The sequence below is a fragment of the Chryseobacterium cupriresistens genome (assembly GCF_046614675.1).
Taxonomy (GTDB): Bacteria; Bacteroidota; Bacteroidia; order Flavobacteriales; family Weeksellaceae; genus Chryseobacterium; species Chryseobacterium cupriresistens.
In genome coordinates this window covers 246,081-270,117 of record NZ_JBKKJT010000002.1, presented here as the reverse complement: position 1 = coordinate 270,117, position 24,037 = coordinate 246,081, and the positions used below count along the sequence as shown (strand labels likewise).

Genomic DNA, 24,037 nt, shown 5'->3' with positions numbered 1-24,037 from the left:
ATTAGAAACTTGAATTAATATCATCAGATTAAATTATGCGCTGCAAATATCCAATCTATCTACTTCTAAGCCTTATCGTATTAAGCTGCCAAAGAAAAGATCAAGTTGTAAAAAGAGATAATGAGCCCGACATTCATATTCTGCAGGGAGAAGACACCGAAATGAATACTGCGATAGAAAATGCCCAAAAATCATTATATAAGTTCAAAGAAGCAATAGAAAGCCGCAATCCGGATTACTACAATTTTGCACTGAAAGAAAGATTTAACACCGCAGGTTCCGGAGGCGAGCATATCTGGATAAGTGAAGTTCAATATTCTGATGATAAATTCTATGGAATTGTAGATGGAGATCCCATATCAACAACAGAAGTAAAACTGGGAGATACTATTGAAATTAATCCACACAATATTACAGATTGGATATATATCGACAAAAATATTGTGAAAGGAGGTTATACTACCAGAGTTTTAAGAAAAAGAATGTCACAAAAAGAACGTGAACAAATGGACAAAGAAAATGGGTTTACAATTGAAAATGAGTAAACCTCATCATTTTCCCTTCCTTCATTTTTTATCCCTCCAACTTTCCCTTATATTTGTTTCAATAACGGTCTGATCAATGATGACGGCACAAACCAAACAAAAAATATGACAACAAAAGAAGACTTCTGGGACAGGAAAAAGAAATTAAATGATGATTTTTTCGTAATGAGTTCCCTGGCAAATCCGGCCACCGAAGAACAGATTACAAAGTATGAAGAAAGTACAGGTTTTACATTCAGTGAAGATATTAAGGATTTCCTGACAACATTTGGCTCCTTGCTTCTTGAAGTTAGAGAAGAAGTATGGAAACGGCCCGAAGAATTTGATGTTCTTCCAGCCTGGAAATTCGGGTACGGCTTTTTCGTGTACGGGCTTTCGCAGGACGAAGAAATGCCTTCATGGATGGGTTTTGAAGAGAAGCATGCCGAAGCTCTTGAATATAAAGAAAAGCCTCTGGGCCAATTATTTTTCAAACGCAGTGGAAATCTGTACAGAGCTTATACCGACAATGGAATCATAAAAATTGAATATGACAAATATGACGAGGAAGATTACGATATATTTGAAGGAAATATTTATGATTTCCTGATAGAGGAAATTAACAAATTAGAAGAAGATTATCAAGAATATATCAACGAAGGAAAATCCTGATCTGAATATGAAAAAAGCATTTGAGTTTCTCACCCATTTAAAAGAAAATAACAACCGGGAATGGTTCGCAAAGCACAAATCCGAATATGATACCATTGTAAAGGAAAATAAAGTTTTATTTACTCAGATCTACAATGAACTTCAGGAGCATGATCAGCTTAAAGGAATGCATATTTTCAGGATTTATAATGACGTCCGTTTTTCCAAAAACAAAACACCCTATAAAACCAATTTTGGAGTGGGATATTCCCGTTCGAAGCCCATGCTGAGAGGTGGATATTATATTCAGCTGGAACCGGGCAACAGTTTTGTAGGTGGTGGATTCTGGGGGCCTGAAGCCAAAGATTTACTTCGCATCCGTAAAGAATTTGAAATCAGCAGCAAAGAAATTGAAAAAATTATCGCTGATAAAACTTTTATACAATATTTCGGAGAACTTAAAGGAGACTCTGTAAAAACTGCACCGCGGGGCTTTGATAAAAATCATCCGGCTATTGATTTAATCCGAAAAAAACAATTCCTGGTGATGCGGGAATTTACAGATAAGGAGGTTCTGTCAGACAGCTTTCAGAAGGAAGCCATCCAGACGTTGCTGGCAATGCGGCCCTTTTTTGATTATATGAGTGAAGTGCTGACAACGGATCTCAATGGAGAGCCTTTGTTCTAAAATCATTTATAACAGACTCTAATATCATCATTCATGAATAATATTTTTAGAGAATCAGCAGAACCTTTTATATTTTCAGCTATTCAGATTTATAATAGTACGAATGATTTAATTAATGAAATCCGTTCAGTTCAATTTTAAAATTACTGTTTAACACAGATCACTTAATATGAAAAAGTTAATCGTAGTTACGTGTCTGGTATTGGTACTGACTCTTTATAATTATCCTATTTTTGATGATAAAAAAATTACATTTGCTGTTATTTTTCTGTGCTTTGTTGTTCTTATATTTTCAATAGCAAAACTGTATTATCCCGATGAGAAAGATTATGATTCATTTGAAAGGGAAATGGATAGACAGCATCAATATGACGGAATTTTTCAATACACAGAAAAAGGGTTTTATATTAAGCAAAAGAATAACTCTGAATTTATAAAATGGGATGAAATTATTTCAATATATTTTTTCAGTGTCCCAACTCCATTCAGTGATAGAAAACAATCCGGGCTTGAAATCATTACCGGTAATAAAAGCTATGAATTTGATTATACTATAACACCTGGAATCGTAAAATTAGAAGATCAGCTTTCATTGCATCTTCCAACCTGGGATATGGATTCTCCAACGGTCACAATTAATAATTTCGGGCTTGAGAAAACAAAGTTATATGAAAAAAACTTGCTCTAAAGTATAGATGATTATGCCAGTCACCATTAAAATAAAAAACAAAACCAATTGGTTATTGATTGTATGGAAATTTTAAAGGACATGGAAATGAGAAGTTTACTTTCGGAAAAATCATTCTGGAAAATGGAAAAATCTTAAAATATTTTATTGAAACCGAAAAAGCGTCAATGGTTATGGTCAATGGTGTTAAAACTTTAATTCAAATTAAAAAGCCTTAATTGTTCTTCAACAAAAAATATTTTCCAAAAAATTCCATGTAATATTATCACACCTAAAAGTGTCTTATTTAAAAAAAATTACATGAAATCTATTCTCACCTGTATCGTTTTAATGTTTGCGATGCATCCTCTTTTTTCACAGAAATCCCAAAAACTGGAACAGTTATTTTCAACGTATGAAAAAGCAGGATTGTTCAGTGGTTCTGTTTTGATTGCCGAAAAAGGAAAAATTATTTTTGAAAATAGCTATGGCTACAGAAATGCTCCTAAAAAAGAAAAAAATACCAATAACAGTCTTTATAGAGTTTTCTCCACCACAAAAATGTTCACAGCAACCGTTATTTTTCAGTTGGAAGAACAAGGGAAATTGTCTCTGAATGACAAACTCTCCAAATATTATCCTGATTTTCCGAAGGGTGACAGCATTACTTTAGCTCATCTGCTTTCCCATACATCAGGAATTCAAAATCATACCAACTCTGAGGATACTGTAGATGAAGAAACATTTTTAAAATATATTTCTGCAAAACCCTTGAATTTCCCCCCGGGCAAAAATTGGGATTACTCCAATTCCGGATATTATATTCTGGGTTACATTATTAAAAAAATAACAGGTTCAGGTTATGATAAAGTGATAGAGAATAATATCCTGAAGCCCCTTAAAATGAACCATAGCGGATTCAACTTCAAGAATGTTACGGATGAGAATAAAGCATTAGGTTATGAATTTCTATCCGATAATAAGTCTAATGAAGCATTACGTTTCAAAACTGACCATCCTTTTGGGGCAGGAGCCATGTATTCTACGGTAGAAGATCTTTTCAAGTTTAACGAAGCATTAAAGAATCACACCCTTCTGAAAAAGGAAACCACAGATAAAGCTTTTACTCCCTATCTCAAGGATCATTATGGATTAGGCTTCCAGATTTCGACTGTTTTTGACAAAAAACGGGTGGGGCATGATGGCGGCGGACCAGGTTACAGAAGCAGATATTACAGAATTCCGGAGGATGATATTTGTGTGATTGTCATATCAAATTCAGAACTTTCACACACGGATTTTATCTTTCCTCAAGTAGAAAAAATACTGTACAATAAACCATATAGCATTCCGGCCATTGCAAAAGTGAGTGCAGAGGATTTAAAAAAGCTGGAAGGTGTTTATTCCACAGAAGATTCAAATTTTTACATCACCAGTAACGATGGACAACTTGTTTTCAAAGAGGGCAGCTATCCAAGAAATGCGTTGTTACCAAAAAGCAAAACATCTTTCCAGCTAGATGAAAAATTCACCTGTACATTCCAACGGGATCAAGACGGAAAAATAAATACTCTGGTCATTCATTTCTGGGATGGAACTGTAAAAACAGCAAAAAGAAAGGCCAATACTCTTACGTGGGGAATTATCGGAAACGCAACGCCGAACGGTTGGGACGGAAAAGATATACTGCTACAAACAGATCCTAAAAATCCGAATATTTATTTTCTGAAAAACTATACATTAAAAAAAGGTAATTTAAAATTCAGGTTTAATAATGACTGGGGATACAACCTCGGTCTGAATAATGACAATAAAAGTATTGCCTTCGATGCTTATGATTTCCCAATCCATGAAGATGGAATTTATGATATTGTTCTTGACATGACCAACGCTGTACAACCACAATACAGCATTAAAAAATCAAATCTATAAAACCAGTATTCACAAAGTAAAAAATACATATTTTAAAGCCGTTTTGTTTTCAAAACGGTTTTTATTTTTAATTTCCATTACTATTTTTTATTATTTTTATCTCACACAAAATCAAACACAAAATAGAATCTATGCCCCATTTTATAATAGATTGTTCACAGGATATTCTTCAGCAGAGAACACCCGATGAATTGATGGATGCAGTTTATGAAGCGGCAGACGGAACAGGACTGTTTGCTCCCAATGACATCAAAGTAAGACTTCAACCCTATCAGTATTACAAATTAGGCACAGGTAAGAAAAATTTTCTACATGTGTTTGGGTATATCATGCAGGGGCGCAATACAGAACAAAAAGCAGATCTTTCGAAGCAGATCTGTAACCAGCTTTCAGAATTGCTGCCTGATATTTCTTTTCTTTCTGTCAATATCAATGATTTCGAAGCAGCGACCTACAGCAACAAAGCACTCATTAATCCTGAAAATTCAGACCAGGACAGGCATTTTGGTTTATAACATTCACCTTTACACACACAACTAAACATTAATAATATGAGCTTAAAAACATTAGTCAGCAAAAGTGCACAGTACAACAACTGGGTAGTCAATAAATACATCGACTGGCTATCCACAAAGTCTGACGAACAGCTGAATCAGGAAACCATTTCCAGTTTTCCGACAATTTTAAAAACGTTACACCACATCTGGCAAACCCAGGAATATTGGTGGAGTCATATTTCTGAAAAGGATGATTTTGATTTTGTAAAAACAGCAGAGACTACCAGCAAAGAAGATGTTTTCAATGCCATAAAAAACAACTCGCAGAAACTGGTAGATTATGTGGAAAGTTTATCTGAAGAAGATCTTTCAAAAAATGTAAAAATAGAATCTCAGTGGTTTCAGTGTGATTTTTCCAAATACGAATACATCCAGCATGCTATTCTTCACAGCACGTATCACAGAGGACAAATCGTAACGATGGGAAGAAACATCGGAATCACTGATGCTCCTATGACCGATTTTAATTTCTGGAATATTTATAAAGATCAGCAATAAAAGCCCAATTTTGTGGATAAGTGTAAAATAGAATTTTCGGACACCGATCGAATCCAATTAAAATATTGATTTTAAATATTTTAAATCAAAACAGGCAGTTATCCACATTTTCAACTATTTGTGGATAACTTTCTATGATCTCTTTTTACCATTGTGGATAAACTATGGATAAGTTTTTAAGTCATTTAAAAAATCCCTTATAAATATCTATAAATCATTATTTTATAATGAATACCGTTTTTTATGGATTTTCCACAATGAAAAATCATGTGGATAAGTTCTGTGGATAACTTATCCACATTTTTTTGACCTTATTATTCGCAGGCATTATTTTTAAAGCAAATGCCAGAGGTTATCGACAAAATAAATTGCTCCAATTACCGGAATTGTTTTCATACCGGATTATTAGATTTTTTGTAAGTTAGTTGATAGGGGATAGAACCTCATTTCAATAAAATTTTAATGTAAAAAGTTCAATGTACAACACTACAATCCAAAAAGAGTGGTTCTCAGAAGGGGAACGTTATGCAAAAGGCATCAATGAAATGGTTGAGTTTGGTGAAAAAAACGGCTGGGAAAACTGGAAAGGTGAAGAACCTGAAGATAAAAGAGCCAATATTGCCCGCGAAGTTTTTGAACTGCTTAAAACTGCCAACAAAAAAGGAGACACAGAAAACTTCAGAGAATATTTCCCACCTGCTCACGCTCCTATCATTCCCTTAATGGAAAATAAAGCTCAGAATATTGAGCATATGCACTTTATCACTGATGAAAAAATTGTTTTCCTGACAGGCACTTCATATGAAAAAAGACAGGCTTATCTTCTTGATAAAGATATTGTCACAAAACTCGATGAAAATATCCATGCTATCGGGAAATCCAAACGGGAAAACATTTTCGCCATTGCAGATGCTCACAAAATATCTTTATACAAAGGTTGGAATGGAGACCTTATCAATGAATTTGAAATGGATGAAAACCCAGATTTCGGGATTACAGATTTATATCCTTTTAATGATGGAAGCAAAGTTGTGATTGTTTCCTCAGACGGAATTTTTCTGGTTTCAAATACTGAAAAAAAACTCATCCATCCCATCAATGAAGACAATGAAGAAGACTGGAGCTCTCAGATTGACATGGAAAATGCAGCATTATCCAACGACAATTCTTATATCGTAGTAGGAGATCAGTGCTATGATCACAGAATACTGGATCACGAAGGCAATACCGTGGGATCTATAGGACCACAATCATCTTATCCACATTTTTGTCTTTTTGCAAAAGATGACAGCCAACTGATTACAAATTCCTGCCACTTTTACAACGGAATTACCATCGGAATCAATGCCGATCAATATGCAGGAGCTGATATTGAAGCGTATACAGAAAGTGAAGACTTTACTTTCATTGATGAAGAAATGAGAGTTTATGAAGGGGCTGCCATAAAAGATTATTATATTCTGGGAGACGCTTACGGCTATATCAAAGCTTTTGATAAGAATGGAAATCAGCTTTGGAGACACTTCCTTGGGTCTACCATTACAGGAATTGCACTTTCTGATGATGAAGAAACCCTGTGGGTAGCGGCACACTCAGGTATTTTACACAAATTAAAACTAGAGAAAGGACATAGAGATACCCACACCATCGGCAATGGGAAACATTATGAAGAGTTCAGACTGCTGATCTGGAAAGATGAGCCTCAGATCTGGAAGTGGTAATTAAAATCTTATTCTCAATATTAATTAATAACAATAAAGTCATGCAGAATACTAAAATTTTCACCACGGCTTTTGCCAGTGTTTATCCACATTACCTTCAAAAAGCTGAGAAAAAGGGACGCAGCAGAGAAGAAGTGCATGAAATCATATTCTGGCTGACGGGATATGATGAAAGTGATCTGCAGAACATCCTTAACAACAAAACCGACTTTAAAACTTTCTTTGAACAGGCACCTCAACTCAATCCAAATGTTTCATTGATCAAAGGAGTCATCTGCGGATATCGTGTGGAAGAAATTGAAGATGAACTCATGAGAAACATCCGGTATCTGGATAAACTGATTGATGAACTGGCCAAAGGAAAGAAGATGGAAAAAATACTAAGAACAGTCTGAAAATTTAATTTCAAAAAGAGTTACTGCTTAAATATAATTAAAAAGCTTCTCCAATTCAAAAAACTTCCCGAAATTAGCGGTCTGTGCGTTAAATACTATTAATGAAATAAAAATTTAATTACAACATACAGCAAAACTTAGTATAAGTTTTCTTCGGGGCAGGGTGAAATTCCCTACCGGCGGTTACAGTCCGCGACTCCTTTCTTCGGAAGGGACTGATCTGGTGAAATTCCGGAACCGACAGTTAAAGTCTGGATGGGAGAAGAAAATGAGATGACCAATAAGATTCCTTATGGACTCTTGTTGCGTTGTATTTCATTTCCATGTACCGAAGTGTATTTTAACTTTTAAAAGTAAAATAACATGGAAAAATTATTAGAACAATTCGGAGCAACCTCCAAAGAACGTGTAGAAAAAGCACTTCAGACATTACAGCAGGGAAAAGGTATTCTACTGGTAGATGATGAAAACCGCGAAAATGAGGGTGATATCATCTTTCCCGCCTCCACTATTACAGAACAGGATATGGCACTTCTGATCCGCGAATGCAGCGGTATCGTCTGCCTTTGTATTTCCGAGGAAAAAAGCCGCCACCTTAATCTTCGTCCGATGGTGGAAAACAACAATTCAAAAAACCAGACCGCATTCACGATTTCCATTGAGGCAAGAGAAGGTGTGGAATCGGGAGTTTCTGCCAAAGACCGCGTGACAACAATCAGAACTGCTGTAGCAGCAAATGCTCAGGCAGAACATATTGCAAGTCCGGGCCATGTTTTTCCTCTGATTGCAAGAAAAGATGGTGTATTTGAAAGGCGTGGACATACCGAAGGCAGTGTAGATCTTGTAAAAATGGCCAATCTTGGTGAAGATGCCGTACTTTGTGAACTGACAAATGAAGACGGTTCCATGGCAAGGCTCCCTGAAATTGTAGACTTTGCCATCAAAAAAGATATGAGTGTCGTAACCATTGAAGATATTTATGCTTACCGTAAAATGGTAATAAGCAATTAAACCCAAGCATTTTTAACGCACAGACCGCCTGTTGATTCGATCAGCAGGCGTTTTTATTAAAAATATAATTAAAAAGAAAAAAAATTAACATTTGAATACTATTTTTTAATTATTTTTAACAAAAAAATTCTGACTATGAAAAAATCTCTACTCCTTTTACTAGGAGCATCTGCCATGATGTCTGCGCAGATCACGCTTACAAAAGCAGCCAATGACCCTATTTCCGGAAATATTGTTAATTACAACAACACAGCCGGCACCGTAAACAACTCTGCAACAGGTCCTAACGCAACATTTTCCAATGGCGGGCTTACGATGGGAGCAGCATCACAAACAACGTATTCAACTCCTAGTTCTACTGAAATAGCAACTTTCCCGGGTTCTACTCTTAAAATGGTAGACGGAGCAACAACCGTTTATTACAAAGCTTCAACTTCTAAACTGGAAATTACAGGAATTGTAAATACACAGGCCACTTTAAACTTTAGTGTGGATAACGGTACTCATATTAATTATCCAACAACGTACGGAGCAACACAGAACGACACCGCCAAAGGTACTTTTTCCTCATCTTCTGCCAGCGGATTATTCAGTGGTACAATGACTGCCATTGCTGATGCATATGGAACTTTAATTATAGGCAATCAAACATACACTAATGTTCTTAGAGTAAAATTCACACAGAATTTCAACCTGTATTCATCTCTGGATGTTACTTATTCTAACCCTATCGGAGCAATAACCAATACAGCCTATTCTTATTACGATGCTTCTCACAGATATGCCCTGCTTAATTCTACAAGCGGAAATATCAGTATTCCACTGTTGAGCATCAACCAGAATGTAAAAACTACATTTGCATTAAGTGAAACATTCCTGGGCGTAAACAGTGCAGTAAAAAAAGAAAACTTAGTGGTTTATCCTAATCCTGCACAGGATTTTATCGGTTTCAAAGGAAATACGGATAACTATTCCAAAGCAGATATTTACAGCCTGGATGGTAAACTGGTTAAAACTTCAGATGTAAAATCCGGAAACATACAGATTTCAGATCTTCCGCCAGCATCTTATTTCATTCAGATCAGCGGAAAAAATGCTGCAGATACAAAGAACACAAAATTCATTAAGAAATAATAAAACAAAATCCCCACTCCTACAAATGAGCGGGGATTTCTTATTAACATTCAAATTAGCATCTAAAAGGTAGCTGCAGGTGCAGTATCATTATTAAGCTTTCGCTGAATTTCTGTCTTTTTCCCTTTCGAGAAATCATAGCTCAGTCCTAATACAAACATGGATTTGTTGTTCATAATCTGTGTATGAACTTTATAATCTACGAGACTTTCCGGTAGGCTTTTCGTTTTATATTCCGAAGGCATTCCTATCCAGTACATTCCTGTAGAAAATGTCCAGTTCTTATGTTTATAGCTCACAAAAATATTATTCTGGTTTTCATTCGTATTAAGAAATGCTCCATTAAGGCTGTATACCGGAATATTGAACTGGTACTGAACAGAGAAAGATTTATATTCTGAAGAAAGCGAAAAGTAATTTCCTAAATAGTCATTTTTTATCAGAGCACCTTTACTAGTTCTTACTGTTTCAGATGTTGGTGTGATTACAGCTTTTATGACCAAAAGAGTATTTCCGAAAGGTTTATAAGATCCTGTTAACTGAACTCCATATCTCTGAGCATTCTTCCCGTTTTCATAAGTCAGGGCATATCCATTCAACACCTCATCGTGAACGTAGTACTGATTGATTACCCTGTTGGTATACCGGTAAAATAAGCCTGCATTAAAATCAAAATACTTATTATTAAAAGAATAAGTCAGGTTATTAGAAAAAACCTGCTGAGATTGTAAAAAGGGGTTTCCCCTCTGAACAATATTAGGAGCCAGCTGCACCACATTGCTACTCAAAGCATTACTCCATGGACTTACCGGATTATAACTTGCTGTAAAACGTAGGTTCTGATTCCCTTTAAGCTGATAAGCTAAAATAACCTTTGGAGTAAAAGTCCATTCATCAAAAGTATTTTCTGCACTTTTATTGTGAATATTGGTAAGCCCTGCTCCGATACGATAACTGAATTGATCTGCTTTTCCTGCAAATTCAGTATAAAAATACTGTTCCAGATAAGTAACATTATATTGAGAGTATCCGGCAAGATTATTCAGATCATTGGAAATAGAAGACCTTGAAATCCGGTATCCGGACGAAAGTTTTCCAGCCGTGAAATCATGCATATGCGCAAGTTCCCCAACCAAACTTGTTTGCTTTGCTTTCAATACCATATCATTGTCATATACAGACAATCCCGAACCAACAATCCATTCTTTGGCCGTTTCTGTGGTATTGGTGGTGTAATGAGAACCTACTACATTAATACTCAACTCATCTTTTTCACCAATCTTTTTAGAATAATATAGATCCAGCTTAGGAATCACATAATCCGAGCCATTATTTTTAAACATATTGTGTTCTTCTTTCAGATAATCTTCGGTAAAGACGCTCTGTCCTGTTCCTTTCGAAAACCTGCTGAAAATATCCATATTAAGTTTAGCCTGAAAAGCATAGTCATCGGGAACAAGTCTCGTATAGCGCAAAGCTATACTCTGGAAGGTATATCCAAAATGATCTTTGCGGTTTTCATCAGACCGGTAATGCTTCCCGTTCAGCTGATAATCATAGATGCTGTTGACTCTTCTGTCATTATAATCCCTAAGATTAAGGGAATATTCCAGTCCGAAATTATTTTTCCCTTTAGTATAATTGGCGTAGGCAGAACCGTTCACAAATCCGGTATTCAAAGCCGTAGATACATCAGCCCCGAAAACATACCCTGTTTCTGTGGATCTTGTCAGAATATTAACTACCGTATCTGCTCTCGTAGCCCATCTCGCTGGCGGAATGTCATAATATTCTACTTTCACCACTTCACCGGGCGCAACACTTCGGATCTGCATATCTGTAGCTTCAATCCCGTTGATAAGGAATAGTGTGGTTCCGCCTTTCGTACTGGTAATGGTATTTTCTACGGGATTCAGTTGTAACTCCGGGAGTGTGCTAAGTAAATCTTTTGCATAGCGTGCTCTGGCAAGCGCTTCTTTATCAAAAGTATAAACAGCTTTGTCTGCAAACTGTTTTTTACGTTGTGATTTTAAAATAACTTCCTGAATTTCTTTGGTTGTCCCTACATCAGCCGTATCATTTTTCTTCTCCTGTGAAAACATAAAAGCACTGCAAAGAAAGAAGATGGTATATATAGTTTTTTTCATGTCTGAAGATGAATTATACTAGTAGGACAATCAATGGCTGATGACTATTACATTAATAACAGCAAACAATTAAAAAATCAACATATTTTTTTATTTTCCATTTATTATGTTAAATTCAGCCCGTTTTTTGCTGGTATTTTTTTACATCACAAAATATTGAGTCATGAAAAAAGCATTCATAGTAATTCCGTACTTCCTGTTTTCGGTCCTGGGAGCTCAGGAAATTCAGAACAGCCCGGCAGAGAAGATGAATATCATCAAGACCAATGTCACGGCTTATACGTTCAGAAATATCAATCTGTCTTATGAAAGAGCTATCAGCCAATGGTTTTCTGTGAATCTCGGTTTCGGCACAATGCCTGAAGGAAAAGTACCTTTCATTAATGCTTTTCTGAAAGATGAAGATGAAAAAAGATTCCAGAATCTTAGAGTAAAAGCAACCAATTTCACCATTGAACCAAGATTTTATATCGGTAAAGGCTATGGAAAAGGATTTTATTTTGCTCCTTATTACCGGTACTCAAGTGTTACTTCCAATACTTTTGATTTTTATTATGATTATAAGGGTCCGAATGGAGTTACCTATCCAATTCCACTCAAAGGACAGGGGGACACCAATGGAAACAGTGGTGGATTAATGGTTGGGGTACAATTCTTTCTGACCAGAAGCCAGAATCTTGTCCTTGATTTCTGGATCGCTGGAGCCCATTACGGAAGCGGAAAAGGTGATTTTACCATGACCTCGGATTATGTACTGACGCCTGATATGCAGGCTCAGCTTAAAAAGGAAATTGAAAATCTGGACATTCCATTTGTTAAGTATACCGTAGAAACCAATGCCAATGGTGCCAGAATAAAAGTAGACGGGCCGTGGGCAGGCTTCAGAAGCGGGCTTTCCATTGGATATCGGTTTTAAGAAATCATTCTTAATATAGTATTCAACCGTTCTTTTTAGGAACGGTTTATTTTTTTCTGAATTTTGTATCTTGGATGTCATTATAAAAAAACTTTCTGGAAACAACATCTATGGACTCAGCCTCAATCACCACAGGTCAAAGAATCAAAGCCATCATTGGCGGATCTATCGGTAATCTCGTTGAATGGTACGACTGGTATGCTTACGCAGCCTTCGCCATTTATTTCTCCCATTCATTTTTTCCTGATTCTGATCTCAATGCCCAACTGATGAATACCGCAGGGATCTTTGCCGTAGGTTTTCTCATGCGCCCTATCGGCGGCTGGATGTTCGGAAGCATTGCAGATAAGATCGGAAGGAAAAAAGCAATGACGCTCTCCGTCCTGCTGATGTCTTTTGGATCTCTGCTGATTGCCCTTACTCCCACTTATCAGTCTATTGGTATTCTGGCCCCTTTATTACTTTTACTGGCAAGATTACTTCAGGGTCTAAGTGTGGGTGGTGAATATGGAGTTTCCGCCACTTACCTCAGCGAAATGGCCACGCAGGACAGAAGAGGATTTTATTCAAGCTTTCAATATGTCACTTTGATTGGCGGGCAGCTTATTGCTTTAGGTATTCAGCTTATTTTACAAAAATTATTACTCACTGAGGCCCAGCTTGAAGAATGGGGATGGAGAATTCCTTTTGTGATCGGAGCTATGCTTTCTATTATTGCCTTATATCTTAGAGCTAATCTTCATGAAACGGAAGCTTTTGAGAATACAAAAGAAGTCAGCGAAAAGAAAAAAGGAACGGTAAAAGAGCTTATGAAACATCCAAAAGCTTTGCTTACCGTTGTGGGGCTGACCTTAGGAGGAACGCTGGCATTTTATACCTACACCACTTATATGCAAAAATTCCTGGTAAATACAGTACATCTTACCAAGGAAGAATCTACATTAGTCTCCTTTGTTTCACTCTTTATATTTGCATGTCTTCAACCTGTATTTGGAGGATTATCAGATAAAATCGGAAGAAGGCCGCTTCTTTTAGGTTTTGGTATTTTGGGAACTTTATGTACCGTTCCGCTCCTTACGGCTCTCAGTACTACCACTTCAATATGGGGTGCATTTTTCCTGATTATGGCAGCTTTAATTATTGTAAGCGGCTACACTTCGATCAATGCGGTAGTAAAAGCAGAACTTTTCCCTTCTGAAATCAGGGCACTTGGTGTAGGTTTACCTTATGCTATTACTGTTGCTGTATTTGGCGGAACAGCAGAATATCTTGCGCTTTGGTTTAAAAAGATAGGGTCTGAAGAATATTTTTACTGGTATATTACCGGCTGTATTCTTTTTTCTCTGGTTGTTTATACCGGAATGAAAGACACCAAAAAGACCTCTACACTGGATAAAGATTAAATTATAAAAAACATGCACCGCAGATTTTCTGCGGCGCATATTCTATTTTTAATGATAGGCCTGTTTAAATTTTTCAATCATATGATCCAGATTATGACGCTGGACATAGATACTTTTTACCTCTTCATACCTCGGCGATTTGTAGAAAACCTCATGGAAATCCATACTGCCGTTTCCTACTTTCACAACTTTCTGTACTTCGATATTCAACTTTCTTAATTCGTCTTTGAAGACTTTAAATTCATCTTGTATACTACTACTCATTAATATTTTTAGTTTTTTAGTTAAAAATTCCTTTTACCCCTTCAAATGTCAGGGGTAACATCTCAAATTCCGAATAAAGTTAGTAAATTTATTGACACAAAGTAGCAGTTTGATAATATTTTATTATTTTTTTTACAAATAGTAAGTTGATATTACCCGATTGATGCATATTTCGTATTTTTAATCTCACAAAAAATTGTAACAACCTTATACAAACCATGAGTATCAAAGCATTTTTCACTTTATTCTTTCTAACACTGCTGACTTTTCTGCATGCTCAGAAAATGGAATTCAAAGCACCGGATTATGCTGCCATTCAAAAAAGTATTGAGGATAAAAATTCAGAATTCTATTATCCAAAGCTTTTAAAAAGATTAAAGCAGAACGATACGCTCCTTACCGGCAATCAGTACCGTCATCTTTATTTCGGATATACATTTCAAAAAGAATATCAACCTTATAAAATAGGAAAGAAAGCTGAAGAAGTAGCCAAATATTACCGAGGTGAAGGTATCTCCCAAAAAGATCTTTCAAAGGGAATCCAGTTGTTCCTGGGTGCATTGGAGGAAAATCCACTGGATTTGCGGGCTATGAATTATCTCGCTTACTTGTATCATTTGAATAAAGATGATGCTACCGCCGAAAAAATTGCAGGAAATTTCCACGGATTATTAAATGCCATTCTTACTTCCGGCGATGGTCTCACATGTGAAACAGGTTTTCATGTGATTTCTGTAACAGATGAATATGTCCTTTTAAACAGATTTCAAATGGAAACAAAATCTCAAAGCCTGAAGGGAAAATGCGATTATCAGGAGTTTGAAAAGGACCAATATAAAATTCCCGGATTTTATTTTGACATCAGCAGGTTCTATGGAAAAATATTGGATTAATCATCCCGAATAAATACTTATCAATTTAATATTATTGAACCATTAACAAAAAATCGCTAAAATAAATTTCATATGATTTTGCCCTGAACAAAAGGGTTGAGAAGGAGGAGAAATATTTTTTTTCAAAAAAAATCAAATAGTGTGTAACATTTTTTTAAGGTTCGTCTCTAAAAGACAAATACACTTTAAAACTTAAGAAATCATGAAAAAATTTACACTCCTTTTAATCATTATGTTGTTTTTTTTAGCAGTATGCAATATATTCGGCCAACAAACAGTGTATCCGTTTGAATTAAAGAAAACAGGAAACGGAAATCAGGCATTAATTTTCATTCCCGGATTTGCTTCTTCAGGTGACGTCTGGAATGAAACCATCGCAAAGTTTGAAAAAGATTTCACCTGCTATACTTTAACAATGGCTGGATTTGCAGGAATAAAACCCCAGACAGATGCCAGTTTTAAAGACTGGGAAAAAGGAATTGCAACCTATATCAAAGACAATAAAATTGAGAAGCCCATTCTTATCGGGCACAGTATGGGAGGTGGTCTTGCCCTGGCCATAGCGGCAGATTATCCGGAGCTTGCAGGTAAAATTATCATCGTAGACACGCTTCCCTGCCTGGCAGCGCTATCTGATCCCAGTTTTACATCGAAAGAAAATAATGACTGTTCGCCTGCTATTGCTCAATTGACAGCGATGAACGATGAGCAGTTCCGGAAAATGCAGGCACAGGCTATGCCACGTCTTATGGCTGATATTTCTATGCAGGAAACGGTAATCAACTGGAGTATGAAATCGGACCGAAAAACATTTGCTAAAATGTACTGTGATTTTTATAATACCGATCTCAGAGAGAAAATAAAAAACATCCAATGTCCTTCCCTTATTCTTCTGGAATCTTATTTTGTTACTCTAAAGCCAACGATCGAAAACCAGTACAAAAATTTAAAAAATGCCAATATGCAGTATGCTTCAAAAGGTTTGCATTTTATCATGTACGATGATAAGGATTGGTATCTTAATCAGCTTACTCACTTTTTATCTGCGAAATAATGGTTTTTGAAGAGATATATGAACTCTATTGGCAAAGGATATTCCGTTTATGTATGGGATATGTAAATGATGCCGAACTTGCTCAGGATCTTGCCCAGGAAACCTTTATCATCGTCTGGCAGCAGCTTCCGAAATTCAGGAATGAATCCAGTATAGGGACGTGGATTTTCAGAATTGCATCCAATAACTGCCTCCGGCAGATTGAAAAGGAAAAGAAATTCAGCAAAACCGGTCTGCCCATGAATCTGGAAGAGAAAAAACAGGAATCTATAGAACCTCAGATCCAGATGCTCTACCAGTTTATTTCAGAACTGCCTGAAACGGACAGAATTATTATTTCATTGGAACTGGAAGAGGTAAAACAGGCTGAGATAGCCCATATCGTAGGACTTTCTGAATCCAATATAAGGGTAAAGATTCACAGAATAAAAGAAAAATTAACGCAAAAGTTTAAAGAAAATGGATTCTAATATAGATTTTAAAAATATATGGAAGCAGCAGACTTCCCACAAACCTGATCTGGATGCGCTTCTCGGTAAGCTGAAAAAATTCAGAAATCAAAATCTGCGCAGACTAATCTTTGCTAATATTGGATTGATCGCTACCTCCTTATTGATTCTTTTTATCTGGTACCGTTACCAGCCTGAAATGATCACTACAAAAATCGGGATTGTACTTGTCGTGCTGGGAATGGTTATTTTTCTTCTTGCCTACAACAAAATGTTTATGGTATTTTACAAGATTGATCAGACGCAGTCAAACAACGAGTATCTCCAGAGTTTATATGTAGTAAAGAGTAAGCAGAAATTTATGCAGACCACCATACTTAACTTATATTTTGTCATGCTCTTTCTGGGAATATGTCTGTATATGTATGAATATACTTCAAGAATGCCCCTTAGCTCAGGTATTCTGGCCTATGCTTTAACATCTGTCTGGATTGCTTTCAACTGGTTTTATCTGAGACCGCGAACAATAAAGAAACAGCAAGGTAAACTTGACGAATTAATTAATAAATTTGAAGAGATCAATAATCAATTAAAAGAATCATGATATCTTCTGACAACAAAAATCACTGGGAAAATGTATATGAAACCAAAAATCCGGATCAGGTAAGCTGGACCCAGAAAAAACCTCAGACTTCCCTTGATTTTATACATTCTTCCGGATTGGGAAAAGAGGCCAGCATCATAGACATTGGTGGTGGAGACAGCAACCTTGTTGATTTTCTTTTGGAGGAAGGTTATAAAAATATTACAGTTCTTGATATTTCTGCTAAAGCTTTGGAAAAAGCACAGAAACGACTTGGAGCAGCAGCAGACAAAGTAAAATGGATCACTAGCGACATTACGGCTTTCGAACCTATGGAAACCTATGATATCTGGCATGACAGAGCAGCCTTTCATTTTCTGACAACCCCGGAACAGGTTTCAAAATATATCGGTATTGCAGAAAAGAATGTGAATAACTTTATGATCCTCGGAACTTTTTCGAAAAACGGTCCTACGAAATGCAGTGGATTGGATATTCAGCAGTATGATGAAGAATCATTATCCGAAAAATTTAAAGAAAGCTTTGAAAAAATAAAATGTATTACTGAAGATCATATCACTCCCTTTGATACAGTTCAGAATTTTGTTTTCTGCAGTTTTAAAAAGTAGTAATGAATTGTATGTATTTTTTATTTATTTTTAAATTCCCAACCATTTAAATAAAAATACTATGAAAAAATTATTATTTCTGCTTATTTCAGGCACATTCTGCTCAAATTTTTATTCACAACATTTGGAATTCCAGGAATGCGGAACCGATGAATTAATGAAAAAACATTATGAAAGGTATCCTGAAGAGAAAGCGCGTGACGATGCTTTCAACCTGGAATTGTCAAAAATGATCAAAAGTGGCAAATTTACGTCTAAGCTCAACAATCAGGTATACGAAATCCCTATTGTTGTACACGTTGTAGGAGACGGAAGTGCTATAGGAACTGCTAATAATAAGTCTGACGCAGACATCATTGCATGGATAAACTATACCAATGGTGTTTTTGCAGGAAGTTCCACCAGCGGAATGTCAGGAACAAGTGCAATACTGCCTGTCAAATTTGTTTTTGCAACCAAGGATCCTAACTGTAATGTAACTAACGGGATCAATAGAATCAATGCTTCAGGTCTTCCCAAATATGTAAGCGGCGGTGTAAATAATGACAATACAACCAATGCCGTAACTGCTTCTGAGATTACTGCAATGGGAATGTGGGATACTTCTAAATATTATAATATCTATGTTGTTAAAAAATTAACATCCAACTCCGGAGGATTAAATGGCTTCGCTTATTATCCGGGAGGAAGCAAAGATTATTCTTTTATGGCAGCAAGTGCATCCGCTGTTAATGCTCAGACTTTAGGGCATGAATTCGGACACGCTTTGGGACTCAGACATACGCATGAGGGATACAATGAAACTACAGGAGACTGCCCTGTCAACAATGACTGTACTTTAGAAGGAGATCTTGTTTGTGATACTGAGCCTATGAAAAGTCTTTATCATTCCTCAGTTCCTCACACATGTCAAACCGGACAGATCAATCCTTGTACCACCCAATTATACAATGGTGGTGAGAGAAATGTGATGGCTTATACCTACTGTTTCAGAGATTTATTTACACAAGGACAGACCAACAGAGCTACAGCACAGCTTTTACAATACAGACAATCGCTGATCAACTCACCGGTTGGATCTCCAACTACTATTAATAACAATGTAACATTAACCAATGCATGTACTCCCGCAACCATTACAAATCCGGGTAATTACAATGTAGGAATTACTTTGGTAAAGTTTGGAAGTATTAATAATTATTCAACTAATTATAAGCAGGCAACCAATAATTTTTATGAAAACTTTACCGGTACTTACTGTTTGGGGATTTCAAAAACCAATATTCCCCAAAATGCAGCCACCACACTTACTGTAGCTCCGGGAACAAACAACCCTCACATTATCAAAGCATATATTGATTATAATAATGACGGTCAATTCGATGAATCTACAGAGCTGGTTCTTAATCAAAGTGGAATAAGCAATGGTTCATTGGCTACAGCACAGGTAACTCCTCCTGCGGGTGCAATAACCAATACTCCTTTAAGAATGAGAGTCATTGGAGAGTACAACGGAACAGCAGTAACGGCATGTTATACTCCAAAGTACGGACAGGTGGAAGATTACTCCGTCATCATTGAACCTCAGAATGTATTAGCAATACAAAATACAGGATTGAAAAATGCACCTGTTATTTTTAAAGATGAAAATTCAGTATCTGTAAGAAGTAATGTGAAAATTTCCGCGGTACATATTTATGATGCTGCAGGAAGATTACTGATGAGAAAAAATGATATTAAATCTTCAGAATTCAAATATCCTGTTGACCAGAAAAATATAATCATCACAGCTACAGCAGTACTGGAAGACGGAAAAGTAATTACGAAGAAATTAAAATTCTAAAACTCATTCATAAAAACAACAAAAACTTTACAAAACCACAAAAGTCACAAAAGCTTTTATTTTAAAATACGTTACCACTTAAGTAAGTTCAAAATGATGCTGCAAAAAAAGCTCACACAAATTGAAAATCAAAGATTTTCACAACACTTAGGTGTACTTATTATATATAAAGTTTGTTTCTAAAAAAATCAAGTGTTTAAGACTTTTGTGTCTTTTGTGGTTAAAATAATCAATGTAAATGGTTAAAACTTCTTTATAAAAAAAGAGAGTTGTTACTGACTCTCTTTTTTGTTTATTATCATTCCTTATGGATTATGATTCTTTTTTTTCTTCCATTTCCACTTCATGTCGAAGCTGAGCTTTATAAAGCGTGGCATAATATCCGTTCTTATCCAGAAGTTCAAGATGCTTTCCTTCTTCTACGATTTTACCATGCTCCATCACAATAATCTTGTCTGCTTTCTCAATGGTGGAAAGTCTGTGGGCAATAATAATGGAGGTCCTATTTTTCGTAATTTTCTCTGTAGCTCTCTGAATCAGCTTTTCACTTTCATGATCAATGGAAGAGGTAGCTTCATCCAGAATTAAAATTTTAGGATCTGATAAATAAGCTCTCAGGAAAGACAGTAACTGTCTCTGACCTAAAGAGATTGAAGAGCCTCTTTCGCTCACTACATAATCATATCCACCGGGAAGCTGCTCGATAAACTGATCTACCTCAATTTCTCTCGCTCCCGCTTTTATTTTTTCCAGTGTGATACTATCATCCCCGAAGGCAAGGTTTTCAAAAATACTTCCGTGGAAAAGGAATACATCCTGCAGCACCACGCCGATATGACTTCTGAGATTATAAAGCTCATAATCTTTTAAATCCACATCATCAATCAGGATATTTCCGGAGTTGATATCATATAATCTTGTAATCAGACTAATGATAGTAGACTTTCCGGCACCTGTAGCACCAACGATGGCTACCGTTTCTCCCGGATTTACTTTAAAGTCAATTCCTTTCAGTACTTCCTGCTTTTCATCATAAGCAAAGTGTACTTTCTGGAATTCAATTTTTCCTGCAAAATGATCTTTCTTCACGGTTCCGTTATTCGGCATCGAGTTTTCTTCATCCATTAATCCCAGCACTCTTTCTGCTCCTACAATTCCTCGCTGGATATTGTTAAAACGGTCAGCAATCTGTCTCAAAGGACGGATCAGCATTGAAATATACTGGATAAATGCAATCACGACTCCGGCACTGATGGTAATATATCCTCCATAGAAAAGAATAAATCCTATGAATAATGAAGAAATAAGTTCCACCACAGGGAAGAACAGTGAGAAAATAAATACGGTTCTCAGCAATGCTCCTTTCAGGGTAATATTGATATCATCAAATTTCTTAAACTCAGATTCCTGTCTGTTGAATACCTGAATAATAGACATTCCTGCCAGTCTTTCCTGAACAAAAGAGTTCTGATTGGCTGTCCAGTTTCTCTCATCCCCGAAAGCTTTCTTCAGTCTTTTCTGGAAGAATCTCGTAATGACTACCATCAAAGGTAAGATGGCCAGTGTAATATAACTGAGGTGAACATTGGTACTGAACATCATCACCAATACAAACAGAATTCTCAGGATATCTCCAAATACCATCAGGAAACCATCTGTATATACCGTCGCAATGGTTTCCACATCTCCTACAGCCCGCGTCACCAGCTGTCCGATGGGTGTTTTATCAAAAAATGAAGTTTTGAAATAGATCAGTTTAGCATATAATCGCTCTCTGATATCCCTGATCACATTTTGTGAGATAAAATTTGAAAAATAAACCAGGAAAAAATTTAAAATCGTTTCAGCAAACACCAATCCCACAAGGATATAGATATGTTTCATCATCAAAGCCTTATCATGAAGCTTTGTTATATCATTATCCACCACCTGCATAGTGAGATAAGGCCTGTAAGTAGAAACTATCGAAAGGAATATGGAAATGATAAGGGTAAGGATGAACCAAGAACGAAATTTCATTCCGATAAAGAACAGCCTCTTTATAATTCCCCAGGTATCTTGTTTTTTCATTGTACGAATCGAAAGAAAGAATTAAAATATTCTATGCAAAAATAAGACATTATAACCGGACTGCCTTTACAACTTTTGCAAATCGTCATAGAAAATATCAGATACCTACCATTTACAATATGAATAGATTAAGTATTCTTTTGTATCCAGCCTAAAACATATTCTGCTACTTCTTTCCAATTTTTCTCTCCACAGATGAAATGACTTCTCCCTGCAAACTCTTTAAAATCGACAATGCTTCCCGGATCTTTGTAAGCCCCTGCTATTTTCTTTGAAAATGCTGCCGGGAAAATATGATCATTAGAGCCTGCAATGAACAGCAGCGGTTGATGGGGTTTCTTTAAATCTAATTTTGCAGAAGCTTTAAACAAAGGATCTTTTGCCAATTTTCTACTTTCAGGAACTGCTACTGTCTCGTAAAGCCTGTCACTTTCTTCCTTTGAATAATTATTGAAAAAAGCTTTGTGATACCATTCTTTTGTTCCCATATATGGACTGTTTCCTTTGAAGAAATTCACTACAGGCCAAACAATTTTAATGGTAGAAAAAGGAGCCATGATATTTTTCGGAGGAGCACCGTCAATACTTATACCAGCTGCTGCTTTTCCCATGTCAATCAGCTTCTGAACCATAAGTCCTCCAAAAGAATGTCCGATAACAATAGGCTTTTCGGGAAGACTGTCAATCAGTTTCACAAGATTGTCCACGGTATCGTCAAAACCGACATGTCTTAATTCTCCGGGAATATTATTTTTTAAGTATACGGGATCCCCTCCATGTCCCGGATTTGAGGGTGTATGTACAGTATATCCCTGCGCTTCAAAATAAGTTTTCCATTCTTTCCAGCTTGTATTATTCACAAATAACCCATGAATGAATACGATCGTTTTTGTTTTCATAATTTTCACTTTTTTGTTTTGTTAAATTGATGAAACAAATTTCTGCAGATAAAATGACGAAAACTTTAACCCAGGTTAAAATCGTACTATTTGCCTGAAATTCTTTTTCTTATCCTGCTCAGAGAAGGTCCCTGAATCCCTAGATAAGAAGAAATATGATACAGCGGAACATTACTGAAAATATCCGGATGCTCTTTCATCAGATCCAGATAACGCTCTTCCGGAGACTTTAATAAAAATCCTTCTACCCTTGTCATGGTAACGTTAAATGCTGCCTGTGCCAGAAGTCTCCCAAATTTTTCCCATTGATGCGACTGCTGGTAAAGAGAAATAAGATCTGCATGCCGGATAAAAATAATAGAAGTATTCGTAAGGGCCTGTGTAAAATAATCACATGGGATCTGATTGAGAAAACTTTTAAAAGAAACTACAAAACCATTGGCCGAATAAAGAAAAACATTCTTTTCTTCACCCGTATCTCCATTGATGACATAAGAACGAAAAACTCCATCGACAATAAATCCTAAATAAGAACAGACGTTTCCCTGAAGATTATAAAATTCTCCTTTTTTATATTCTTTTGGAAACCAAAAATTTTCAGACAGTCTGAAATCTTCTTCTGAAAGTCCAGCAAAATGATATAATGCGAAGGCTAATTTATCAATTTCAGTCATGGCTATTTTTTTAGTATTTCTTACAGTATTTAAAAATAATCTTAATTTCCGATACTAAAAAAAGAAATCTTACTGATCAATAGTCTTCCCTATCTCTTCAATTTCGATGGTCTTTGCCGGTCTTTCTTTGATAAATTTATTTTCAAGGAATTTATAAACTCCCCAAACCGCAACAATAGAGATTAACCAGCCAACGATATTCACTGCTGAAAATCCTGTATAATTGACATTTTCTGCGGATTCAGGATCTGTTAATCCCATATATATACCATAACCTAAGCCTAACAAAAGCTGAGTTCCCAGATAAATACCGATAGCCAGAACACCATACTGCCACTTTGTTTTTCCAAACCTTTCTGCTAATTGTGCATAATACCGGTAAGCGCCGATAAGAATAAAAATTGATAACATGATTATTATTTTGTTTTTAGTTTT

25 protein-coding genes and 1 riboswitch are annotated in these 24,037 nt (G+C 36.1%); of the genes, 19 read left to right on the top strand and 6 right to left on the bottom strand.

Annotated features, from left to right (window positions below):
- Nucleotides 1-35 precede the first annotated feature (35 nt).
- From ACLI50_RS06500 to ACLI50_RS06450, 11 genes are all read left to right on the top strand, one after another.
- Nucleotides 36-545: a YegJ family protein gene (locus ACLI50_RS06500; protein WP_411413403.1), complete on the top strand. Its 510-nt coding sequence runs from the start codon at nucleotides 36-38 to the stop codon at nucleotides 543-545.
- A 105-nt stretch (nucleotides 546-650) separates the two neighbouring features.
- Nucleotides 651-1,196 carry a hypothetical protein gene (locus ACLI50_RS06495; protein ID WP_110008167.1) on the top strand — a complete coding sequence of 182 codons (546 nt, stop codon included), beginning with the start codon at nucleotides 651-653 and terminating at the stop codon, nucleotides 1,194-1,196.
- A 7-nt stretch (nucleotides 1,197-1,203) separates the two neighbouring features.
- Complete coding sequence (locus ACLI50_RS06490) at nucleotides 1,204-1,863, top strand: DUF2461 domain-containing protein (protein WP_411413402.1); 660 nt, start codon at nucleotides 1,204-1,206, stop codon at nucleotides 1,861-1,863.
- Nucleotides 1,864-2,032: 169 nt separating this feature from the next.
- A complete protein-coding gene (locus ACLI50_RS06485) occupies nucleotides 2,033-2,551 on the top strand; it encodes a hypothetical protein (RefSeq protein WP_411413401.1) in 519 nt (172 codons plus the stop codon).
- A 300-nt stretch (nucleotides 2,552-2,851) separates the two neighbouring features.
- Nucleotides 2,852-4,462, top strand: a complete 1,611-nt coding sequence (locus ACLI50_RS06480; protein WP_411413400.1) for a serine hydrolase — start codon at nucleotides 2,852-2,854, stop codon at nucleotides 4,460-4,462.
- A 131-nt stretch (nucleotides 4,463-4,593) separates the two neighbouring features.
- Nucleotides 4,594-4,977, top strand: coding sequence for a 5-carboxymethyl-2-hydroxymuconate Delta-isomerase (locus ACLI50_RS06475; protein WP_062675862.1), 384 nt, complete (start codon nucleotides 4,594-4,596; stop codon nucleotides 4,975-4,977).
- Nucleotides 4,978-5,013: 36 nt separating this feature from the next.
- Nucleotides 5,014-5,517, top strand: coding sequence for a DinB family protein (locus ACLI50_RS06470; protein ID WP_110008175.1), 504 nt, complete (start codon nucleotides 5,014-5,016; stop codon nucleotides 5,515-5,517).
- A 476-nt stretch (nucleotides 5,518-5,993) separates the two neighbouring features.
- Complete coding sequence (locus ACLI50_RS06465; protein ID WP_411413399.1) at nucleotides 5,994-7,238, top strand: hypothetical protein; 1,245 nt, start codon at nucleotides 5,994-5,996, stop codon at nucleotides 7,236-7,238.
- Between the two features lie 41 nt (nucleotides 7,239-7,279).
- On the top strand, nucleotides 7,280-7,633 hold the full coding sequence (locus ACLI50_RS06460) for a DUF2200 domain-containing protein (protein WP_411413398.1): 354 nt from the start codon (nucleotides 7,280-7,282) through the stop codon (nucleotides 7,631-7,633).
- A gap of 145 nt (nucleotides 7,634-7,778) precedes the next feature.
- Nucleotides 7,779-7,904: riboswitch (FMN riboswitch) on the top strand.
- A 92-nt stretch (nucleotides 7,905-7,996) separates the two neighbouring features.
- Complete coding sequence (gene ribB / locus ACLI50_RS06455) at nucleotides 7,997-8,644, top strand: 3,4-dihydroxy-2-butanone-4-phosphate synthase (protein ID WP_411413397.1); 648 nt, start codon at nucleotides 7,997-7,999, stop codon at nucleotides 8,642-8,644.
- Between the two features lie 135 nt (nucleotides 8,645-8,779).
- A complete protein-coding gene (locus tag ACLI50_RS06450) occupies nucleotides 8,780-9,778 on the top strand; it encodes a T9SS type A sorting domain-containing protein (protein ID WP_343640676.1) in 999 nt (332 codons plus the stop codon).
- A gap of 62 nt (nucleotides 9,779-9,840) precedes the next feature.
- Here ACLI50_RS06450 and ACLI50_RS06445 read toward each other — a convergent pair whose 3' ends face one another.
- The gene (locus ACLI50_RS06445) at nucleotides 9,841-11,925 is read right to left on the bottom strand and encodes a TonB-dependent receptor domain-containing protein (RefSeq protein ID WP_202841404.1); all 2,085 of its coding nucleotides are present in this window, start codon (nucleotides 11,923-11,925) and stop codon (nucleotides 9,841-9,843) included.
- A 163-nt stretch (nucleotides 11,926-12,088) separates the two neighbouring features.
- Here ACLI50_RS06445 and ACLI50_RS06440 point away from each other — a divergent pair, with 163 nt between their 5' ends.
- On the top strand, nucleotides 12,089-12,841 hold the full coding sequence (locus tag ACLI50_RS06440; RefSeq protein ID WP_110008182.1) for a DUF3575 domain-containing protein: 753 nt from the start codon (nucleotides 12,089-12,091) through the stop codon (nucleotides 12,839-12,841).
- A 110-nt stretch (nucleotides 12,842-12,951) separates the two neighbouring features.
- Nucleotides 12,952-14,244 carry an MFS transporter gene (locus tag ACLI50_RS06435; RefSeq protein ID WP_411413396.1) on the top strand — a complete coding sequence of 431 codons (1,293 nt, stop codon included), beginning with the start codon at nucleotides 12,952-12,954 and terminating at the stop codon, nucleotides 14,242-14,244.
- A gap of 48 nt (nucleotides 14,245-14,292) precedes the next feature.
- Here the strand turns inward: ACLI50_RS06435 and ACLI50_RS06430 are convergent, their stop codons facing one another.
- Complete coding sequence (locus tag ACLI50_RS06430; RefSeq protein WP_411413395.1) at nucleotides 14,293-14,508, bottom strand: hypothetical protein; 216 nt, start codon at nucleotides 14,506-14,508, stop codon at nucleotides 14,293-14,295.
- A 218-nt stretch (nucleotides 14,509-14,726) separates the two neighbouring features.
- Here ACLI50_RS06430 and ACLI50_RS06425 point away from each other — a divergent pair, with 218 nt between their 5' ends.
- The 6 genes from ACLI50_RS06425 (at nucleotide 14,727) to ACLI50_RS06400 (ending at nucleotide 19,959) form a co-directional block, all read left to right on the top strand.
- Nucleotides 14,727-15,401, top strand: a complete 675-nt coding sequence (locus ACLI50_RS06425; protein ID WP_343640668.1) for a DUF4919 domain-containing protein — start codon at nucleotides 14,727-14,729, stop codon at nucleotides 15,399-15,401.
- Nucleotides 15,402-15,603: 202 nt separating this feature from the next.
- Entirely contained in the window at nucleotides 15,604-16,455 is an 852-nt protein-coding gene (locus ACLI50_RS06420) for an alpha/beta fold hydrolase (protein ID WP_202841407.1), read from the top strand.
- Nucleotides 16,455-16,925 carry an RNA polymerase sigma factor gene (locus ACLI50_RS06415; protein ID WP_202841409.1) on the top strand — a complete coding sequence of 157 codons (471 nt, stop codon included), beginning with the start codon at nucleotides 16,455-16,457 and terminating at the stop codon, nucleotides 16,923-16,925. The genes ACLI50_RS06420 and ACLI50_RS06415 overlap by 1 nt, the downstream gene beginning before the upstream one ends.
- A complete protein-coding gene (locus ACLI50_RS06410; protein ID WP_202841411.1) occupies nucleotides 16,915-17,508 on the top strand; it encodes a hypothetical protein in 594 nt (197 codons plus the stop codon). Before ACLI50_RS06415 ends, ACLI50_RS06410 begins: the two co-directional genes overlap by 11 nt.
- Complete coding sequence (locus tag ACLI50_RS06405) at nucleotides 17,505-18,116, top strand: class I SAM-dependent methyltransferase (RefSeq protein WP_202841412.1); 612 nt, start codon at nucleotides 17,505-17,507, stop codon at nucleotides 18,114-18,116. Before ACLI50_RS06410 ends, ACLI50_RS06405 begins: the two co-directional genes overlap by 4 nt.
- 61 nt (nucleotides 18,117-18,177) lie before the next feature.
- The gene (locus tag ACLI50_RS06400; RefSeq protein ID WP_343640662.1) at nucleotides 18,178-19,959 is read left to right on the top strand and encodes a GEVED domain-containing protein; all 1,782 of its coding nucleotides are present in this window, start codon (nucleotides 18,178-18,180) and stop codon (nucleotides 19,957-19,959) included.
- Between the two features lie 312 nt (nucleotides 19,960-20,271).
- Here ACLI50_RS06400 and ACLI50_RS06395 read toward each other — a convergent pair whose 3' ends face one another.
- From ACLI50_RS06395 to ACLI50_RS06380, 4 genes are all read right to left on the bottom strand, one after another.
- Nucleotides 20,272-22,029 (bottom strand): ABC transporter ATP-binding protein, encoded by a 1,758-nt coding sequence (locus ACLI50_RS06395; RefSeq protein WP_202841416.1) that lies wholly within the window; start codon nucleotides 22,027-22,029, stop codon nucleotides 20,272-20,274.
- Nucleotides 22,030-22,157: 128 nt separating this feature from the next.
- The gene (locus ACLI50_RS06390; RefSeq protein WP_343640659.1) at nucleotides 22,158-22,928 is read right to left on the bottom strand and encodes an alpha/beta hydrolase; all 771 of its coding nucleotides are present in this window, start codon (nucleotides 22,926-22,928) and stop codon (nucleotides 22,158-22,160) included.
- Nucleotides 22,929-23,014: 86 nt separating this feature from the next.
- The gene (locus tag ACLI50_RS06385) at nucleotides 23,015-23,602 is read right to left on the bottom strand and encodes a Crp/Fnr family transcriptional regulator (protein WP_202841421.1); all 588 of its coding nucleotides are present in this window, start codon (nucleotides 23,600-23,602) and stop codon (nucleotides 23,015-23,017) included.
- Between the two features lie 69 nt (nucleotides 23,603-23,671).
- The gene (locus ACLI50_RS06380) at nucleotides 23,672-24,013 is read right to left on the bottom strand and encodes a hypothetical protein (RefSeq protein WP_202841424.1); all 342 of its coding nucleotides are present in this window, start codon (nucleotides 24,011-24,013) and stop codon (nucleotides 23,672-23,674) included.
- Nucleotides 24,014-24,037 lie beyond the last annotated feature (24 nt).

What these genes read in the sequence shown, in the direction of transcription:
- ACLI50_RS06405 (WP_202841412.1), top strand. Translation starts at nt 17,505, where the DNA reads ATGATATCTTCTGACAACAAAAATCACTGGGAAAATGTATATGAAACC.
- ACLI50_RS06485 (WP_411413401.1), top strand. Translation starts at nt 2,033, where the DNA reads ATGAAAAAGTTAATCGTAGTTACGTGTCTGGTATTGGTACTGACTCTT.
- ACLI50_RS06460 (WP_411413398.1), top strand. Translation starts at nt 7,280, where the DNA reads ATGCAGAATACTAAAATTTTCACCACGGCTTTTGCCAGTGTTTATCCA.
- ACLI50_RS06465 (WP_411413399.1), top strand. Translation starts at nt 5,994, where the DNA reads ATGTACAACACTACAATCCAAAAAGAGTGGTTCTCAGAAGGGGAACGT.
- ACLI50_RS06395 (WP_202841416.1), bottom strand. Translation starts at nt 22,029, where the DNA reads ATGAAAAAACAAGATACCTGGGGAATTATAAAGAGGCTGTTCTTTATC.
- ACLI50_RS06435 (WP_411413396.1), top strand. Translation starts at nt 12,952, where the DNA reads ATGGACTCAGCCTCAATCACCACAGGTCAAAGAATCAAAGCCATCATT.
- ACLI50_RS06385 (WP_202841421.1), bottom strand. Translation starts at nt 23,602, where the DNA reads ATGACTGAAATTGATAAATTAGCCTTCGCATTATATCATTTTGCTGGA.
- ACLI50_RS06390 (WP_343640659.1), bottom strand. Translation starts at nt 22,928, where the DNA reads ATGAAAACAAAAACGATCGTATTCATTCATGGGTTATTTGTGAATAAT.
- ACLI50_RS06490 (WP_411413402.1), top strand. Translation starts at nt 1,204, where the DNA reads ATGAAAAAAGCATTTGAGTTTCTCACCCATTTAAAAGAAAATAACAAC.
- ACLI50_RS06425 (WP_343640668.1), top strand. Translation starts at nt 14,727, where the DNA reads ATGAGTATCAAAGCATTTTTCACTTTATTCTTTCTAACACTGCTGACT.
- ACLI50_RS06480 (WP_411413400.1), top strand. Translation starts at nt 2,852, where the DNA reads ATGAAATCTATTCTCACCTGTATCGTTTTAATGTTTGCGATGCATCCT.
- ACLI50_RS06420 (WP_202841407.1), top strand. Translation starts at nt 15,604, where the DNA reads ATGAAAAAATTTACACTCCTTTTAATCATTATGTTGTTTTTTTTAGCA.
- ACLI50_RS06500 (WP_411413403.1), top strand. Translation starts at nt 36, where the DNA reads ATGCGCTGCAAATATCCAATCTATCTACTTCTAAGCCTTATCGTATTA.
- ACLI50_RS06445 (WP_202841404.1), bottom strand. Translation starts at nt 11,925, where the DNA reads ATGAAAAAAACTATATATACCATCTTCTTTCTTTGCAGTGCTTTTATG.
- ACLI50_RS06415 (WP_202841409.1), top strand. Translation starts at nt 16,455, where the DNA reads ATGGTTTTTGAAGAGATATATGAACTCTATTGGCAAAGGATATTCCGT.
- ACLI50_RS06495 (WP_110008167.1), top strand. Translation starts at nt 651, where the DNA reads ATGACAACAAAAGAAGACTTCTGGGACAGGAAAAAGAAATTAAATGAT.
- ACLI50_RS06440 (WP_110008182.1), top strand. Translation starts at nt 12,089, where the DNA reads ATGAAAAAAGCATTCATAGTAATTCCGTACTTCCTGTTTTCGGTCCTG.
- ACLI50_RS06475 (WP_062675862.1), top strand. Translation starts at nt 4,594, where the DNA reads ATGCCCCATTTTATAATAGATTGTTCACAGGATATTCTTCAGCAGAGA.
- ACLI50_RS06400 (WP_343640662.1), top strand. Translation starts at nt 18,178, where the DNA reads ATGAAAAAATTATTATTTCTGCTTATTTCAGGCACATTCTGCTCAAAT.
- ACLI50_RS06380 (WP_202841424.1), bottom strand. Translation starts at nt 24,013, where the DNA reads ATGTTATCAATTTTTATTCTTATCGGCGCTTACCGGTATTATGCACAA.
- ACLI50_RS06430 (WP_411413395.1), bottom strand. Translation starts at nt 14,508, where the DNA reads ATGAGTAGTAGTATACAAGATGAATTTAAAGTCTTCAAAGACGAATTA.
- ACLI50_RS06470 (WP_110008175.1), top strand. Translation starts at nt 5,014, where the DNA reads ATGAGCTTAAAAACATTAGTCAGCAAAAGTGCACAGTACAACAACTGG.
- ribB (WP_411413397.1), top strand. Translation starts at nt 7,997, where the DNA reads ATGGAAAAATTATTAGAACAATTCGGAGCAACCTCCAAAGAACGTGTA.
- ACLI50_RS06410 (WP_202841411.1), top strand. Translation starts at nt 16,915, where the DNA reads ATGGATTCTAATATAGATTTTAAAAATATATGGAAGCAGCAGACTTCC.
- ACLI50_RS06450 (WP_343640676.1), top strand. Translation starts at nt 8,780, where the DNA reads ATGAAAAAATCTCTACTCCTTTTACTAGGAGCATCTGCCATGATGTCT.